This window comes from Streptomyces sp. NPDC001108 (assembly GCF_053598535.1).
On record NZ_JBSFKL010000005.1, the window covers coordinates 207,638 to 223,635 of the forward strand.

A 15,998-nucleotide genomic window follows, 5' to 3' on the forward strand; every position below is an offset into this window, starting at 1 on the left:
TCATCTGCGATTACTAAGCAGTAACTTAATGAGTCTGTGCTGACACTACCCACTTATTCCGTCGCTCTGTAGCCGGACAGGCGGTGATCTGTGTCGCTCACCCGTACCCGTGCCGGTACCTGTTCTCCGCGGGCGTCCCCGCGCGTGCGCGCTCGCGGCCGCGCGCGTCTCGGTGTCCGCGTCGATGTTCGTACCCGCATCGTTCCCTCTCGATCGGAAGTTCGGTAATCGGGGTGGATGCTCTGTCGTGATTTCTGCATTTTGTGACAGAACGATCCCATGGGGCGATGATGGGGGAGGGGTGGCGGGGTCGGGGGTGAGGGGTGCTGCGCGCCGTGCGGAGGGGTGAATGACGTGGGGGCGTGCACGATAGTTGAGTCAGGTCGACTCAGGTCTGTTGACAGTGGGATGGGTGTCGTGCATCCTTGAGTCAGTTCCACTCAAGTAGTCAAGCTGGAGGAATCGAAATGGCACGTGCGGTCGGCATCGACCTGGGCACGACTAACTCCGTCGTCAGCGTTCTGGAAGGCGGCGAGCCCACCGTCATCACCAACGCCGAGGGCGCCAGGACCACGCCGTCCGTCGTCGCCTTCGCGAAGAACGGCGAGGTGCTGGTCGGCGAGGTCGCCAAGCGCCAGGCAGTGACGAACGTCGACAGGACGATCCGTTCCGTCAAGCGCCACATGGGCACTGACTGGAAGATCGACCTGGACGGCAAGAGCTTCAACCCGCAGCAGATGAGCGCCTTCATCCTGCAGAAGCTGAAGCGCGACGCCGAGGCGTACCTCGGGGAGAAGGTGACCGACGCGGTCATCACCGTCCCCGCGTACTTCAACGACTCCGAGCGCCAGGCCACGAAGGAGGCCGGCGAGATCGCGGGCCTCAACGTCCTGCGCATCGTCAACGAGCCGACCGCCGCCGCCCTGGCGTACGGGCTCGACAAGGACGACCAGACGATCCTCGTCTTCGACCTCGGTGGCGGCACCTTCGACGTGTCGCTCCTGGAGATCGGTGACGGCGTCGTCGAGGTGAAGGCCACCAACGGTGACAACCACCTCGGTGGTGACGACTGGGACCAGCGCGTCGTCGACTACCTGGTGAAGCAGTTCGCCAACGGGCACGGCGTGGACCTGTCCAAGGACAAGATGGCTCTCCAGCGTCTCCGCGAGGCCGCGGAGAAGGCGAAGATCGAGCTCTCGTCCTCGACCGAGACCACGATCAACCTGCCCTACATCACGGCGTCCGCCGAGGGCCCGCTGCACCTGGACGAGAAGCTCACGCGCTCGCAGTTCCAGCAGCTGACCGCGGACCTCCTGGACCGCTGCAAGACCCCGTTCCACAACGTCATCAAGGACGCGGGCATCGCGCTCTCCGAGATCGACCACGTCGTTCTCGTCGGTGGCTCCACCCGTATGCCGGCCGTCGCCGAGCTCGTCAAGGAGCTGACCGGTGGCCAGGAGGCCAACAAGGGTGTGAACCCGGACGAGGTCGTCGCCATCGGCGCCTCGCTCCAGGCCGGCGTCCTCAAGGGCGAGGTCAAGGACGTCCTGCTCCTCGACGTCACCCCGCTGTCCCTCGGTATCGAGACCAAGGGCGGCATCATGACCAAGCTCATCGAGCGCAACACCACGATCCCGACCAAGCGGTCCGAGATCTTCACGACGGCCGAGGACAACCAGCCGTCCGTGCAGATCCAGGTCTACCAGGGCGAGCGCGAGATCGCGGCGTACAACAAGAAGCTCGGCATGTTCGAGCTGACCGGCCTCCCGCCGGCCCCGCGCGGCGTCCCGCAGATCGAGGTCTCCTTCGACATCGACGCGAACGGCATCATGCACGTCGCCGCGAAGGACCTCGGCACGGGCAAGGAGCAGAAGATGACCGTCACCGGCGGCTCCTCGCTGCCGAAGGACGAGGTCAACCGGATGCGTGAGGAGGCCGAGCAGTACGCGGAGGAGGACCACCGCCGCCGCGAGGCCGCCGAGTCGCGCAACCAGGGCGAGCAGCTCGTCTACCAGACGGAGAAGTTCCTCAAGGACAACGAGGACAAGGTCCCCGGTGACGTGAAGACGGAGGTGGAGACCGCGCTCACCGAGCTGAAGGAGAAGCTCAAGGGCGAGGACACCGCCGAGATCCGTACCGCCACCGAGAAGGTCGCGGCCGTCTCCCAGAAGCTCGGCCAGGCGATGTACGCCAACGCCCAGGGCGAGGGTGCTCCGCAGGGCGAGGGTGCCCAGCAGGCCAAGGCCGACGACGACGTCGTGGACGCCGAGATCGTGGACGACGAGAAGGACTCCAAGGGCGGTGCGGTGTGACCGAGGAGACTCCGGGCTTCGAGGAGAAGCCCGACGTCCCCTCCGGCGCCACCCCTGAAGGAGCCGAGCCGAAGGACGCCAAGCCCTCCGCGGAGGAGGAGGCGTCCCCGGCCGGGGACGGAGTGCAGACAGTCGGCCTGACGGCCCAGCTGGACCAGGTCCGCTCCGCGCTCACCGAGCGCACCGGCGACCTCCAGCGGCTCCAGGCCGAGTACCAGAACTACCGCCGCCGCGTCGAGCGGGACCGGGCCACGGTCAAGGAGATCGCCGTGGCGGGCCTCCTGTCCGAGCTGCTGCCGGTGCTCGACGACGTCGGCCGCGCCCGGGACCACGGCGAGCTGGTGGGCGGGTTCAAGTCGGTGGCCGAATCCCTGGAGACGGTCGTCGCCAAGCTGGGCCTGCAGCAGTTCGGCAAGGAGGGCGAGCCCTTCGACCCGACGATCCACGAGGCCCTGATGCACTCGTACGCGCCGGACGTCACGGAGACGACCTGCGTGGCGATCCTGCAGCCGGGGTATCGGATCGGCGAGCGCACCATCCGCCCCGCGCGGGTGGCGGTCGCCGAGCCCCAGCCGGGGGCGACCCCGGCGGCCGCCAAGGAAGAGAAGGCAACCGACGAGGAGAGCGGTGGCACCGAGGAGGTCTGACATCCCGTCCGACCACCTCGGGGCCCACCGCCCGGCCATGCGACCGGCCCACGCGCCGGCCGCATGGCCGATCGTCCGGAAGGAGGGACGTCGATGAGCACGAAGGACTTCGTCGAGAAGGACTACTACAAGGTCCTCGGCGTCCCCAAGGACGCCACCGACGCCGAGATCAAGAAGGCGTACCGGAAGCTCGCCCGCGAGTTCCACCCGGACGCCAACAAGGGCGACGACAAGGCGGAGGAGCGCTTCAAGGAGATCTCCGAGGCGAACGACGTCCTCGGCGACAGCAAGAAGCGCAAGGAGTACGACGAGGCCCGCGCCCTCTTCGGCAACGGCGGCTTCCGGGCCGGCCCCGGCGGCGCGGGCGGCAACTTCAACTTCGACCTGGGCGACCTCTTCGGGGGTGCCCAGGGCGGCGGCCAGGGCGGTGCCGGCGGCTTCGGCGGCGGCGGCCTGGGCGATGTCTTCGGCGGCCTGTTCAACCGGGGCGGTACGGGGACGCGGGTGCAGCCGCGGCGCGGCCAGGACATCGAGTCCGAGGTGACGCTCAGCTTCACCGAGGCGGTCGACGGGGCCACCGTCCCGTTGCGGATGTCCAGCCAGGCGCCCTGCAAGGCGTGTTCCGGCACCGGTGACAAGAACGGCACCCCCCGGGTCTGCCAGACCTGTCTCGGCACCGGCCAGGTCTCGCGCGGCTCCGGCGGCGGTTTCTCGCTCACCGATCCCTGCGTGGACTGCAAGGGCCGGGGCCTCATCGCCCAGGATCCGTGCGACGTCTGCAAGGGGTCCGGGCGCGCCAAGTCCTCCCGGACCATGCAGGTCCGGATCCCGGCGGGCGTCTCGGACGGCCAGCGGATCCGGCTGCGCGGCAAGGGCGGTCCCGGCGAGCGCGGCGGTCCGGCGGGCGACCTGTACGTCGTGGTCCACGTCGACGCCCACCCGGTCTTCGGCCGCAAGGGCGACAACCTCACGGTCACCGTCCCCGTCGACTTCACGGAGGCGGCGCTCGGCGGCGAGGTGAAGGTGCCCACGCTCGGCGGACCTCCGGTCACCCTGAAGCTGCCCGCCGGCACGCCCAACGGGCGTACGATGCGGGCCCGCGGGAAGGGCGCCGTGCGCAAGGACGGCACCCGGGGCGACCTGCTGGTCACGGTGGAGGTGGCGGTCCCCGAGGACCTCGGCGAAGAGGCCCGGGAAGCGCTGGAGGCGTACCGCCGGGCGACCGCGGGCCACGACCCGCGGGCCGAACTGTTCCAGGCCGCGAAGGGAGCTTGAGGTGGACGGCCGACGACGCAATCCGTACGAACTGACCGATGAGACACCGGTGTACGTGATCTCGATCGCGGCCCAGCTCTCGGGACTCCATCCGCAGACCCTGCGCCAGTACGACCGCCTCGGCCTGGTCTCGCCCGACCGCACGGCCGGGCGCGGCAGGCGCTACTCGGCCCGCGACATCGAGCTGCTCCGCACGGTGCAGCAGTTGTCGCAGGACGAGGGGATCAACCTCGCCGGCATCAAGCGCATCATCGAGCTGGAGAACCAGGTCGCCGCCCTCCAGCAGCGCGTCGCCGAGCTGTCGGCGGCCGTGGACGGCGCGGCGCAGGCGATGCAGCAGCGCGAGGCCCAGGTGCACGCCTCGTACCGGCGCGATCTGGTGCCGTACCAGGACGTGCAGCAGACCAGCGCGCTGGTGGTCTGGCGGCCCAAGCGGCCGAAGGGCTGAGAACGGGGCCGCGCGACGGCGCGACAGCCGGAGAAGGGCCGGGAGGCGTCCTGAGGGACGGCTCCCGGCCCTTCGGCCGTTCCGGGACGCCCTTTGTGCGGCAGGGGGTCCGTACGGGCGGTCAGGAGTCCTCTTCGAGGATGCCCGAGCGGGCTATCAGATAGCCGAGCTGGGCCCGGCTGTTGCTGCCGAGGGCGGCGGCGAGCTTGGCGACGTGGGCGCGGCAGGTGCGGACGTTCATACCGAGCCGGCGGGCTATGGAGTCGTCCACGTGCCCCTCCACCAGGAGTTGGGCGATGGACCGCTGGACCCCGCTGATGCCGAGCGAGGTCGGCTCGTACTTGACCTCCTCGCACAGCGGCGCCGCCCTGGTCCAGAACTGTTCGAACACGTTGACCAGGTAGTGCACGAGTCCCGGGTTGCGGAGCTCCAGGGCGATCTGGTCGTCGTCGCTGGCGGGTATGAACGCGACGGTCCGGTCGAACACGATGAGGCGGCCGATCAGCTCCTCCAGCGTGCGTATCTCGACGTTGGCGTCGTCCATGCGCTCCGCGTACGCGAGGGTGCTGGGGCTGTGGCGCACGGTGTGCTGGTAGAGCGTGCGCATCCGGACGCCCCGGTGGACGACGGACAGGCCCCGTTCCAGCGACTTGATGAGGCGGTCCTCGCTCCGCCCGCCGCCGGGCTGGACGGTGAGCACTTCGGTACGGCACTCTGCGGTGGCGAGGTCCAGTGCCGCGTTGATGCGGTTCACGCCTTCCAGCACCGTGATGGCATTGGTGGTGGGCGGCCCCACGGTGCTGATGTCCATGAACGGCTCGAACGATTCCGTCAGCTCGACCGAGTGCCGGCGCCGCTCCAGGATCTCGCGCTCTATGGGGTGCAGATGCTGCGCGAGAGCGGTGGACGGCGGAACGGGGCGGAGCCAGGTCGGGTCGTCCGGATCGGGATGAAGCAGCGCGAACTCCATGAGGCAGGGAGCCGGTTCCACTTCGACGCGGGCGATCCGTCCCAGTCGCAAAGCGCTGGCGTAAAGGCGTGCTCCCGCATCGCACAGTTCGGTGATCCCGTGAGGATGTGTCGGCTTTGCGTCACTTGTAGTCATATCGTCACCCCCCAGGTTCCTGAACATGCAAGAACATGATGCATCCACTCGGTGGTGCTCGCGTGCCCAGGTGAGACATCGTCTTAAGTGCGGGGGAGAAGAATCCACAAGTGAGGACGAAGCCGACTATGTATAAGCGAATGCATCGCTCGGCGCTTGCCGTCTCGTTCGTCGCGGCCCTGGGGATCGGGCTGCTGGGCGGCAGCGACATTGGCTGGAGCGAGGACCGTGCCGCCGGCGGCGACATCGGCTGGACCGTCCAGGCCACCGACATCGGTTGGGTCGCGCCTGCCACGTCGTCCGACATCGGCTGGGTCTCGCCCGCGAAGTCGTCCGACATCGGCTGGGTCGCCCCCGCCGCGTCGTCCGACATCGGTTGGGTCTCCCCTGCGGGAGCGTCCGACATCGGCTGGGTCTCGCCCGCGAAGTCGTCCGACATCGGCTGGGTCGCGCCCGCCACGTCGTCCGACATCGGCTGGGTCGCCCCCTCCGTCACGGCCCGTACGAGCGCATGACCATCCCGCCGGACGACCGGACCTTCCGACGGGAGATGGCCACCGCCTACCGATCGGGCTGGCACTTCATCGACCTCGTCACCGCCGTTCCCCACCGTGGCGACTCGTTGATGGTCACTCTGTTCGGCGACCCGATCGTTGTCGCACGCGAAGAAGACGACGAAGTACGCGCCTACCGGTGTCTCCGCAAGCCGCGTGGAGCTCCGCAGCCCGTCCGCTGCGCGATCCGGTACGACATGATCTTCGTGAACCTCGACCGGCGTGACCACCAGCTGTTCGAGCCAGAGACTATTTCCGCCACCCCCCGCAGTGCCTGAGCGATCCCCCGTCGTTCCATGTCGCTCAGTCACTCCCCCACACAACGGCGCCATCGTGACCTGAACACGATGGCGCCGTTGTGCTTTTCCCCGGGCGGCTCCCGGACGGCTCCGGGGTGCTCCAGGGGCCGGGACGGTCAGGCCCTGCCGAGCGCCCGGTCCACCGCGATCTCGATGACGATCCGTTCCGGGTTCGGCCTCGGCGTACGCCCGTAGCGTTCCGTGTAGCGGCGTACGGCCTCGGCCACCGCCTCCGGCTCCGTGCGCACCGTCGCGCGCCCCTCCAGCGTCGCCCAGTGGCGCCCCTCGATCTGGCAGACGGCGACCCGTGCCCCGTCCGGGCCCGCGGCAAGGACGTTGCGGGCCTTGCGGGTGTGCCGGCCGGTGATGATCCGGGCCAGCCGCGCCTCGGGGTCGTACGTCACGCCCACCGGCACCACGTGCGGGGTGCCGTCGGGGCGCGGCGTGGTCAGGGTGCACACGTGCCGCGCGCGCCAGAAGGCGAGGTACTCGGGGCCGGGGTTCGTCACGTCGACTGCCATGGGGCAGACCTTACGGCCCGCAGGCCCGGCGATCCCGGCAGGGCGGGGGCCGGGCTGCGGTGGCGGGTGGCCCGCCCGGCCGGTTCACTCGGAACAGCGGATCCGTCCGGTACGGGCACGGAAGACCCCCGAATCAAGTTGAGTGGAGTGGACTCAACATTCACTTGAGTGGGGTAGACTCAACTTTACGCACGCTGGTCGAGTCAGGAGGAGAGAGCGCACGTGGACGCCGAGCTGACCAACAAGAGCCGGGACGCCATCAACGCGGCCACCAACAGGGCCGTGAAGGACGGGCACGCCGATCTGACCCCGGGGCACCTGCTGCTCGCGCTCCTCGCGGGCGAGGACAACGCGAACATCATCGATCTGCTCGCCGCCGTCGACGCCGACCAGATCGCGGTGCGGTCCGAGACCGAGCGGCTGCTGGGCTCGCTGCCCAGCGTCACCGGCTCGACCGTCGCCCCGCCGCAGCCCAACCGCGACCTGCTCGCCGTCGTCACGGACGCGGCGGAGCGGGCGCGGGACCTCGGCGACGACTACGTCTCCACCGAGCACCTGCTGATCGGCATCGCCGCCAAGGGCGGCCGTGCCGGTGAGATCCTTGCCGGTCAGGGGGCCAGTGCGAAGAAGCTGCTGGACGCGTTCGAGACGAGCAGGGGAGGACGACGGGTGACCACACCCGACCCGGAGGGCCAGTACAAGGCGCTGGAGAAGTTCGGTACGGACTTCACCGCGGCCGCGCGCGAGGGCAAGCTCGACCCGGTCATCGGGCGCGACCAGGAGATCCGCCGGGTCGTCCAGGTGCTGTCCCGCCGTACGAAGAACAACCCGGTGCTCATCGGTGAGCCCGGTGTCGGCAAGACGGCCGTCGTCGAGGGACTCGCCCAGCGCATCGTCAAGGGCGACGTCCCCGAGTCGCTGCGCAACAAGCGGCTGGTCTCGCTCGACCTCGGCGCGATGGTCGCGGGCGCGAAGTACCGCGGCGAGTTCGAGGAGCGGCTGAAGACCGTCCTCTCCGAGATCAAGGAGAGCGACGGCCAGATCATCACCTTCATCGACGAGCTGCACACCGTCGTGGGCGCGGGCGCCGGCGGCGACTCCGCGATGGACGCGGGCAACATGCTCAAGCCGATGCTGGCCCGCGGCGAGCTGCGCATGGTCGGCGCGACGACGCTCGACGAGTACCGCGAGCGGATCGAGAAGGACCCGGCCCTGGAGCGCCGCTTCCAGCAGGTGCTGGTGGCCGAGCCGAGCGTCGAGGACACCATCGCGATCCTGCGCGGTCTCAAGGGCCGCTACGAGGCCCACCACAAGGTCTCCATCGCGGACTCCGCGCTGGTGGCCGCCGCGACCCTCTCGGACCGCTACATCACCTCCCGCTTCCTCCCCGACAAGGCGATCGACCTGGTCGACGAGGCGGCCTCCCGGCTGCGGATGGAGATCGACTCCTCGCCGGTCGAGATCGACGAGCTCCAGCGCGCCGTCGACCGGCTGCACATGGAGGAGCTGGCGCTCAGGAACGAGACCGACCCCGCCTCCCGGGAGCGCCTGGAGCGGCTGCGCCGCGACCTCGCCGACAAGGAGGAGGAGCTGCGCGGCCTCAACGCCCGCTGGGAGAAGGAGAAGCAGGGCCTCAACCGCGTCGGTGAACTCAAGGAGCGCCTCGACGAGCTGCGCGTCCAGGCCGAACGCGCCCAGCGCGACGGCGACTTCGACACCGCCTCCAAGCTGCTGTACGGGGAGATCCCGGGCGTGGAGCGGGAGTTGGCGGAGGCGTCCGAGGCGGAGCAGGAGGCCGCCAAGGACACCATGGTCAAGGACGAGGTGGGCCCGGACGACATCGCCGACGTCGTCGGCTCCTGGACCGGCATCCCCGCCGGGCGGCTGCTGGAGGGCGAGACCCAGAAGCTGCTGCGCATGGAGGACGAGCTCGGCCGGCGCCTCATCGGGCAGGGCGAGGCGGTGCGCGCGGTGTCGGACGCGGTACGCCGCACCCGCGCCGGGATCGCCGACCCGGACCGGCCCACCGGATCGTTCCTCTTCCTCGGCCCGACCGGTGTCGGCAAGACCGAACTGGCGAAGGCGCTCGCCGACTTCCTCTTCGACGACGAGCGGGCCATGGTCCGCATCGACATGAGCGAGTACGGCGAGAAGCACAGCGTGGCGCGGCTGGTCGGCGCCCCGCCCGGATACGTCGGGTACGAGGAGGGCGGCCAGCTCACCGAGGCGGTCCGCCGCCGCCCGTACAGCGTCGTACTGCTGGACGAGGTCGAGAAGGCCCACCCCGAGGTCTTCGACATCCTGCTCCAGGTGCTCGACGACGGCCGGCTCACCGACGGCCAGGGGCGCACGGTCGACTTCCGCAACACCATCCTGGTCCTGACCTCCAACCTCGGCAGCCAGTTCCTGGTCGACCCGCTGACCAAGCCGGAGGAGAAGCGGACCCAGGTCCTGGAGGTCGTGCGGGCCTCGTTCAAGCCGGAGTTCCTCAACCGGCTCGACGACCTGGTGGTCTTTTCGGCACTCTCCGGCGAGGAGCTGGCCCACATCGCCCAGCTCCAGATCGACCGGCTCGCCAAGCGGCTGGCCGACCGCCGGCTCACCCTCGACGTCACGCCCGAGGCGCTGGCCTGGCTGGCCGAGGAGGGCAACGACCCGGCGTACGGCGCCCGGCCGCTGCGCCGCCTCATCCAGACGGCGATCGGCGACCGGCTGGCGAAGGAGATCCTCGCGGGCGAGGTCAAGGACGGCGACACCGTACGCGTCGACCGGGTCGGCGACGGCCTGCTCGTCGGTCCGGCGGTCTGAGGGGGTACGCCCGGACAGGGGCGGCGTTCTGGAACGTGACACCCGAGGGGCCGGGTGTCACGTTTCCACGCGTAGAGGGGCGGGGGTCGACCGCCCGGCCGGGGTGCCGCCCGGTCGCGGAAACGGAGAATGCGGTGATTTCGGGAATTCGGAGAAATGGCCCCCGCCTGAAGTGATCCATTCTTCAACATCGATATCGCGCCAAACGCGCCCTCCGGTACCGGAGGGCGCGGGCGGCTTCCCCGTCGCCCCCTCTATCCCCTCTTACCGCTTCTGACAAGGGACTTCAGGGCACGGGTCGATGTCGTCCGCCCCGGTGGACACAAATAAACAGGACACCGCGGCCTGCCCGTGGCTCCCCGCCCACAGTTGGGATTCGAGGCCGAATTGGGCAGCCGGTAGCGTGCCCGCATGAACGAGCGGATAGGCGATGAGATAAAAAGCGGGCCCAAGAAGCCCCGATCCGACAATCTCTTTCACCTTGGCGAATTCCGTACCCTTTGGGCTGCTTACGCTCAGTCGATCCTGGGCGACCAACTGGCCCGTGTGGCACTGTCGTTGCTCGTTTTCGAACGTACCGACTCACCGGGCTGGACGGCGGCGACCTACGCCCTGACCACCCTGCCCGCGCTGCTGTCCGGGGTGCTGCTCTCCGGTCTCGCCGACCGGTTCCCCCGCCGTACGGTCATGGTCAGCTGCGACCTGATCCGGATGGTGCTGGTCGGGCTGATGGCGCTGCCCGGGATGCCGTTGCCGCTGCTCGCCGGGCTGCTGGTGCTGGCGCAGCTGGCCGAGGCGCCCTTCGGGGCGGCCCAGGGCGCGATGATGCCCACCGTGCTCGGCGTCGAGCGGTACGAGCGGGGCCAGCGGGTCATGCAGATCACCCACCAGGTCGGCCAGCTCGTCGGCTTCGCCGGGGGCGGGCTGCTGGCCGCGTGGCTGGGCAGCAACCGCTCGCTGGCCGTGAACGCGGCGACCTTCCTGCTCTCGGCGGCCCTCATCCGGTTCGGGGTGAAGGCCCGCCCGGTGGCGAGCGCCGAGGCCCGCACGGCGAAGCTCGGCGCCCAGGTCGGCGGTGCCGCCGCACTGATCTGGTCCGACCGCAGGCTCCGTTCGCTGCTCGCGCTGGGCTGGCTCGCCGGGTTCATCGTCCTGCCGGAGGGGCTGGCCGCCCCGTTCGCGGACGAGGCCGGCGGCGGGGCGTACTCGGTGGGGCTGCTGCTCGCCTCGCACCCGGCGGGCATGGTGCTGGGCGCGGCCCTGCTGGGGCGGTCCCGGGTCGGGGACGAGACCCGGCGCAGGCTGCTCGGCCCGCTGGCGATCGCCGCGAACCTGCCGCTGGTCGCCTACTGGCTCGATCCCGGCGTGGGCGTGGCGATGGTCCTGCTGCTGGTCGCCGGGGTGTGTTCGGCGTACCAGATCACCGCCGGGGCCACCTTCGTCCTGCTGACCCCGGCCGACCGGCGGGGCCAGGCGCTGGGGCTCGCCCGGTCGGGGGTGACCGCCATGCAGGGCATCGGTGTGGCGGCCGGGGGCGCGGTGACCGAGCTGACCGGCTCCTCCGCGAACACCATCGGGGCCTCCGGGCTCCTCGGGGTGGTCTGCGCCGTCCTGGTGGCAGCCGCGTGGACCCGGGCCCGGGGAACCGGGGCGATCCCGGCGAAGGCGTAGCCCGGGGGGTCTACGCCCCGGCGGTGAAACGCGGCTAGGGTCGTCGGCAGGAAACCACGTGCGATCCACAGGAGTACCCAGCGATGTCTATCGATCCGTCCTCGATTCCGAGTTTCGGCGTCCAGCCCGAACCGCAGGCGGCAGGACCCGCGGGCCCTGTTTTCCCCGACCAGGACCTGGTCAAGCAGCTCCTCGACCAGATGGAGGTGAAGTACGGCGTCGACGGCGAGGGTGACCTCGCGGCGGTCTGGGAGGACTTCCGCGTGTACTTCATGTTCCGCGGCGAGGCCGAGCAGCAGGTCTTCGCGGTCCGTACGTTCTACGACCGCCCGCACGCCGTCGACCAGCGTCCGGTCCTCCTCGACGCTATCGACGACTGGAACCGCAACACCCTGTGGCCCAAGGTCTACACCCACACCCACGAGCCCGAGGAGGGCTCCGAGGAGACCGAGGTCTCGGTCCGCCTCATCGGTGAGGCGCAGATGCTCACCGGCACGGGTGTCAGCCTGGAGCACTTCGTCTCCTCGACGGCCAGCTGGATCGGCGCCTCGATCCAGTTCGACCGCTGGCTCCAGGAGCGCCTCGGCCTGGCGCCCGCCGAGGCGAAGACGGACGGCGAGGAGCAGGCGGACGGCGAGGAGAAGGCCACCGACGCCTGACCCGCCCCCCCCGAACGCACCCCGGCCCGGGGCGACGGTCACCCGACCGCCGCCCCGGGCCGGTCCGCGTCCCCACCCGATCAGGACGCCGCCCGACGCAGCCGGCCGGCCGACCGCCTCCCGCAATCGTGGCAATCAGAACGTGGTCTGAGTACACTCTGAGATATGGCTACCGTGCGTCTGAGGGCAGAGACCGAGTCCGTTTCCTTCACCGACCTTTCCCGCAACCCCAAGGGCGTCGCGGCCAGAGCCGCAGCCCTGGGGCGCCTCCGTGTCACGCACCGGGACGCACCGGACATGGTGCTGACGACGGCGGAGCGTGCGGAGCACGCCGAGGAGAACCTGACCACCGCGTCCCGGCTCTTTCTCGCGTTGATGAAGCAGGACGACGGGGCCAAGTCGCTTCTTCTCGCGCTCCCCGAGGTGTTCCCCTGGGTGCGGCACCTCGACGCGGAGGAGGTACGAGCCTTCACCGTCGAACTGCTTGGCGCGTTGTCCGACGCCGCGGAACTCGATGCGGGGGAGGCCGTGCACCGCGCGATCGTCTCGTGGCGCGCCACCGCCCGGATCAACGCGGACCCCGACCAGCTGAGGGAGGCGACGCGTCCGCTCGACGGCGACGTTCTCGGCCCGGTCGAGGTGCGGGGGTGAGTCCGAAGAAGGGGGATCGGGTCAGTGTGCCGCCACTCAGCGGGTGGAACGTGGTCTTCGGGACGACGGAGGCGGTGGCGGGCTGGGAGGAGCTGTGCCGGGTGGCGCTGCCCAACGTGCATCGATGCCTGGACGTCCTCCGGAGCGACCCCTTGTCCCGGTCCAACTGGAATCGCCAGCATCAGCTACGAGGCAGGCACGCGACCAAAGCGTGGAAGGGCTCCGACCTCGAACAGGGGGAGTACGAGGTGACCAGCGGTGGGCGGGTGCGCTATCTGGTCAGCGCGGAGACCTCCACCGTGATTCTTGTGTACGCCTCGCCGCGGCACCCGAAGGACACCGAGTGAGCCCGCGTCATTTCGGGGCCGGGACCCGCGAGCAGGCCCCGGCCCCGCTCCCCGGCGGGACTTCTTCCATACGCCCCGTCAGACATCAGACCGCTTGAGCCGGCCGACCGCCTCCCGCAACACCTCGTCCCTCTTGCAGAAGGTGAACCGCACGAGGCTGCGGCCCGCCTCCGGGTCGTCGTAGAAGACCGAGTTGGGTACCGCGACCACCCCGTGGCGTTCGGGCAGGGCGCGGCAGAAGGCGAGGGCGTCCGTCTCGCCGAACGGGGAGATGTCGGTGGTGATGAAGTACGTCCCCTGCGGCCGGTGGACCTCGAAGCCGGCCGCCCGCAGGCCGTCGGCGAGCAGGTCGCGCTTGCGCCGCAGGTCGGCGCGGAAGGTGTCGAAGTAGGTGTCCGGCAGGCGCAGCGCCTCGGCGATCGCGTACTGGAAGGGGCCCGCGCTGACGTAGGTCAGGTACTGCTTGGCGGTCCGTACGGCGGTGACGAGCGGGGCGGGGGCGGTGACCCAGCCGACCTTCCATCCCGTGTACGAGAACGATTTGCCGGCGGAGGAGATGGTGACGGTCCGCTCGCGCATGCCGGGCAGGGAGGCCATCGGGATGTGCTCGCCCTCGAAGACCAGGTGCTCGTAGACCTCGTCGGTGACGACCAGGAGGTCGTGCGCCACGGCCAGCTCGGCGATGGCGGTCAGTTCCTCGCGGGTGAGGACGGTGCCCGTGGGGTTGTGCGGGGTGTTCAGGAGCAGGAGGCGGGTGCGCGGGGTGATCTTGGACCGCAGCTCGTCCAGGTCGGGGCGGAAGGACGGGGCGCGCAGCGTGAGCGGTACGCGCTGGGCGCCGGCCATCGCGATGCAGGCCGCGTACGAGTCGTAGAAGGGCTCGAAGGCGATCACCTCGTCGCCCGGCTCCAGCAGCGCGAGCATGGCCGCCGCGATGGCCTCCGTCGCGCCGGCGGTGACCAGGACCTCCGTGTCGGGGTCGACGGCCAGGCCGTGGAAGCGCCGCTGGTGGTCGGCGATCGCGGTGCGCAGCTCGGGGACGCCGGGGCCGGGCGGGTACTGGTTGCCCTTCCCCTCCCGCAGTGCCCGGACCGCGGCTTCGCGGACCTCCTCGGGGCCGTCGGTGTCGGGGAAGCCCTGGCCGAGGTTGATGGAGCCGGTGCGTACGGCGAGCGCGGACATCTCCGCGAAGATCGTCGTGCCGAAGCGGTTGAGCAGCGGTCGTCCCTGTGTCATGACTGCCATCCTGCGCGGAAGCTCTGGAGTTGCTCAAGTCTGCTTTGGCCGTTCGGGCGCGGGGCATCCCACCTCCACGCGTGCGGTGCGCGCAGGCGTGGAAGCGGGGGGAGCTCGCTTCGGGGGAACGGAAGGGCGGGAGCCATGCGTGTGGTCATAGGCGTGATAGCGGCGGCCGTGGTGGTCGGGCTGATCGTGATGATGGTGGCGAGGGCACGGCGGAAGGCGGCGCGCTACCGGAGCGTGCGCCGGGGCTCGGGCGGCGGCAGCACCTCGGGCGGAAGCTGGTGGGCGGGGAACAACAACGCCGCGAGCAGCTCCGGCGGTGGTGGCGGTACGTCCTGCGGCTCGGTGGCCGGTGACTCCGGGAGCAGCTCCGGCGGCCACTCCGGTGGTCATTCCGGTGGGCACTCGTGCGGCGGGGGACACTCCTGCGGCGGTGGTTCCTCGTGCGGTGGCGGAGGCGGCTGCGGCGGGGGAAGCTGACCGGGACGTGAAGCACGGCCGAAAGGTGTCTGGCGGGTGAACTCCCGCCGGGCACCTTTTCGTTGGAGGTTTCGCGGGTCGTCCGTGAACAGATGATCCGAGGGGCCCCCGAGGGGATGGAAACCCCGGCAAGTTGGGTAAAAACGCTGTGGATGCGACTTATTCATGGTTCCCTCGGTTGAGAGAACTTTCAGCCCTAGGACCCTAGTTGGACCTGATCGGGCGCTACCCACCTCCCACGAGCAGCACGCCAGGGGGGCGTCCCCTGTCCATGCGTCCATGCTTTCCTGCGGAGCCGACCCATGCTCACGACCCTCCAGACTGCTTATTCAGACACCCGTGCTGCCGACCTCGCCTGGGCGCTGGGGCGCGAACCGCTGCCCGCGCTGGCCGTGCTGGACCTGGACCTCGCCGGTGCCAAGTTGCAGATGCGTCTGCTCGGCGCCTCCCATCAGGTGCTCCTCGAGGAGGACCGCGGGACCTGTTCCGAAACCGTCGCCTGTATCCCCGGCAGCAGCACCCCGCTCCCGCTCGGTGTCTCCAAGCGGCTCGGGGGGTGGGAGTACGAGTTCGCGGCCCGCGTCGAGACGCTGTCGGCGGGCTCGTTCGCGGGGCGCGCGCAGGAGCTGCTCGCCCTGGTGGCCGACCATCCGCACGGACTCGCCGGGACGTTCCCCGGCAGCCCGCACGCCTTCACCGCCATGCTCGCCCAGCGGACCGAGGGCCAGGTGCGGTGGCGCACCTGGCACGCGTACCCGCAGGAGGGCCAGTTGGTGGTGACGCGGACCCGGGTCGGGGTGCGGACGCCCGCGGCGGTCCTCTGACCCGGTCCGGTGACGCGGCCTGTCGACCTTGTCGGGTGTCGGGATCACCTGCCGTTCCGTCCAGGTCCGGTCGGCTCCGTCGGGTCCCCCCGGTCTCATCGGCTCCTCGCGCCGCGCCGATCCCTCCAACTCCGTTGTGAGCACGCCATTTGCAC

The 15,998-nt window shown here is 70.1% G+C and carries 16 protein-coding genes; 13 read left to right on the forward strand and 3 right to left on the reverse strand.

Annotation, left to right across the window (positions count from 1 at the left end; all coding sequences use genetic code 11):
- Positions 1–467: 467 nt before the first annotated feature.
- The 4 genes from dnaK (at position 468) to ACWC97_RS14415 (ending at position 4,682) form a co-directional block, all read left to right on the forward strand.
- Complete coding sequence (gene dnaK / locus ACWC97_RS14400; RefSeq protein ID WP_385203276.1) at positions 468–2,312, forward strand: molecular chaperone DnaK; 1,845 nt, start codon at positions 468–470, stop codon at positions 2,310–2,312.
- Positions 2,309–2,959 (forward strand): nucleotide exchange factor GrpE, encoded by a 651-nt coding sequence (grpE, locus tag ACWC97_RS14405; protein ID WP_352275740.1) that lies wholly within the window; start codon positions 2,309–2,311, stop codon positions 2,957–2,959. The genes dnaK and grpE overlap by 4 nt, the downstream gene beginning before the upstream one ends.
- Positions 2,960–3,052: 93 nt before the next feature.
- Positions 3,053–4,234, forward strand: a complete 1,182-nt coding sequence (gene dnaJ / locus ACWC97_RS14410; protein ID WP_450649444.1) for a molecular chaperone DnaJ — start codon at positions 3,053–3,055, stop codon at positions 4,232–4,234.
- A gap of 1 nt (position 4,235) precedes the next feature.
- Entirely contained in the window at positions 4,236–4,682 is a 447-nt protein-coding gene (locus ACWC97_RS14415; RefSeq protein ID WP_352275737.1) for a heat shock protein transcriptional repressor HspR, read from the forward strand.
- Between the two features lie 121 nt (positions 4,683–4,803).
- Here the strand turns inward: ACWC97_RS14415 and ACWC97_RS14420 are convergent, their stop codons facing one another.
- Entirely contained in the window at positions 4,804–5,787 is a 984-nt protein-coding gene (locus ACWC97_RS14420) for a helix-turn-helix transcriptional regulator (RefSeq protein WP_385203284.1), read from the reverse strand.
- A 140-nt stretch (positions 5,788–5,927) separates the two neighbouring features.
- Between ACWC97_RS14420 and ACWC97_RS14425 the strand changes: the two genes are divergently transcribed.
- On the forward strand, positions 5,928–6,302 hold the full coding sequence (locus ACWC97_RS14425; protein WP_352275734.1) for a hypothetical protein: 375 nt from the start codon (positions 5,928–5,930) through the stop codon (positions 6,300–6,302).
- Positions 6,299–6,619 (forward strand): (2Fe-2S)-binding protein, encoded by a 321-nt coding sequence (locus tag ACWC97_RS14430; RefSeq protein ID WP_352275733.1) that lies wholly within the window; start codon positions 6,299–6,301, stop codon positions 6,617–6,619. The genes ACWC97_RS14425 and ACWC97_RS14430 overlap by 4 nt, the downstream gene beginning before the upstream one ends.
- Positions 6,620–6,756: 137 nt before the next feature.
- Here the strand turns inward: ACWC97_RS14430 and ACWC97_RS14435 are convergent, their stop codons facing one another.
- Entirely contained in the window at positions 6,757–7,161 is a 405-nt protein-coding gene (locus ACWC97_RS14435) for a pyridoxamine 5'-phosphate oxidase family protein (protein WP_352275732.1), read from the reverse strand.
- 222 nt (positions 7,162–7,383) lie between these two features.
- Between ACWC97_RS14435 and clpB the strand changes: the two genes are divergently transcribed.
- From clpB to ACWC97_RS14460, 5 genes are all read left to right on the forward strand, one after another.
- Entirely contained in the window at positions 7,384–9,969 is a 2,586-nt protein-coding gene (gene clpB, locus ACWC97_RS14440; protein WP_450649447.1) for an ATP-dependent chaperone ClpB, read from the forward strand.
- A 411-nt stretch (positions 9,970–10,380) separates the two neighbouring features.
- Positions 10,381–11,640, forward strand: a complete 1,260-nt coding sequence (locus tag ACWC97_RS14445) for an MFS transporter (protein WP_352275729.1) — start codon at positions 10,381–10,383, stop codon at positions 11,638–11,640.
- Positions 11,641–11,723: 83 nt separating this feature from the next.
- Entirely contained in the window at positions 11,724–12,299 is a 576-nt protein-coding gene (locus ACWC97_RS14450; RefSeq protein WP_352275727.1) for a type III secretion system chaperone family protein, read from the forward strand.
- Between the two features lie 165 nt (positions 12,300–12,464).
- Positions 12,465–12,950: a prevent-host-death family protein gene (locus ACWC97_RS14455; protein WP_450649450.1), complete on the forward strand. Its 486-nt coding sequence runs from the start codon at positions 12,465–12,467 to the stop codon at positions 12,948–12,950.
- Positions 12,947–13,297 carry a hypothetical protein gene (locus ACWC97_RS14460; protein WP_450649451.1) on the forward strand — a complete coding sequence of 117 codons (351 nt, stop codon included), beginning with the start codon at positions 12,947–12,949 and terminating at the stop codon, positions 13,295–13,297. The genes ACWC97_RS14455 and ACWC97_RS14460 overlap by 4 nt, the downstream gene beginning before the upstream one ends.
- A gap of 78 nt (positions 13,298–13,375) precedes the next feature.
- Here ACWC97_RS14460 and ACWC97_RS14465 read toward each other — a convergent pair whose 3' ends face one another.
- Positions 13,376–14,533 (reverse strand): pyridoxal phosphate-dependent aminotransferase, encoded by a 1,158-nt coding sequence (locus ACWC97_RS14465; RefSeq protein ID WP_450649453.1) that lies wholly within the window; start codon positions 14,531–14,533, stop codon positions 13,376–13,378.
- A 144-nt stretch (positions 14,534–14,677) separates the two neighbouring features.
- Between ACWC97_RS14465 and ACWC97_RS14470 the strand changes: the two genes are divergently transcribed.
- Both ACWC97_RS14470 and ACWC97_RS14475 read left to right on the forward strand, forming a co-directional pair.
- The gene (locus ACWC97_RS14470; protein WP_450649455.1) at positions 14,678–15,019 is read left to right on the forward strand and encodes a hypothetical protein; all 342 of its coding nucleotides are present in this window, start codon (positions 14,678–14,680) and stop codon (positions 15,017–15,019) included.
- Between the two features lie 302 nt (positions 15,020–15,321).
- Positions 15,322–15,843 (forward strand): DUF2617 family protein, encoded by a 522-nt coding sequence (locus ACWC97_RS14475; protein WP_352275723.1) that lies wholly within the window; start codon positions 15,322–15,324, stop codon positions 15,841–15,843.
- The last annotated feature ends 155 nt before the right edge of the window (positions 15,844–15,998 follow it).

Excerpts from the sequence above, each read along its gene's own strand:
- ACWC97_RS14430 (WP_352275733.1), top strand. The coding sequence starts at position 6,299 with ATGACCATCCCGCCGGACGACCGGACCTTCCGACGGGAGATGGCCACC.
- ACWC97_RS14425 (WP_352275734.1), top strand. The coding sequence starts at position 5,928 with ATGCATCGCTCGGCGCTTGCCGTCTCGTTCGTCGCGGCCCTGGGGATC.
- ACWC97_RS14450 (WP_352275727.1), top strand. The coding sequence starts at position 11,724 with ATGTCTATCGATCCGTCCTCGATTCCGAGTTTCGGCGTCCAGCCCGAA.
- ACWC97_RS14475 (WP_352275723.1), top strand. The coding sequence starts at position 15,322 with ATGCTCACGACCCTCCAGACTGCTTATTCAGACACCCGTGCTGCCGAC.
- ACWC97_RS14420 (WP_385203284.1), bottom strand. The coding sequence starts at position 5,787 with ATGACTACAAGTGACGCAAAGCCGACACATCCTCACGGGATCACCGAA.
- dnaK (WP_385203276.1), top strand. The coding sequence starts at position 468 with ATGGCACGTGCGGTCGGCATCGACCTGGGCACGACTAACTCCGTCGTC.
- ACWC97_RS14455 (WP_450649450.1), top strand. The coding sequence starts at position 12,465 with ATGGCTACCGTGCGTCTGAGGGCAGAGACCGAGTCCGTTTCCTTCACC.
- ACWC97_RS14435 (WP_352275732.1), bottom strand. The coding sequence starts at position 7,161 with ATGGCAGTCGACGTGACGAACCCCGGCCCCGAGTACCTCGCCTTCTGG.
- ACWC97_RS14470 (WP_450649455.1), top strand. The coding sequence starts at position 14,678 with ATGCGTGTGGTCATAGGCGTGATAGCGGCGGCCGTGGTGGTCGGGCTG.
- ACWC97_RS14465 (WP_450649453.1), bottom strand. The coding sequence starts at position 14,533 with ATGACACAGGGACGACCGCTGCTCAACCGCTTCGGCACGACGATCTTC.
- dnaJ (WP_450649444.1), top strand. The coding sequence starts at position 3,053 with ATGAGCACGAAGGACTTCGTCGAGAAGGACTACTACAAGGTCCTCGGC.
- ACWC97_RS14445 (WP_352275729.1), top strand. The coding sequence starts at position 10,381 with ATGAACGAGCGGATAGGCGATGAGATAAAAAGCGGGCCCAAGAAGCCC.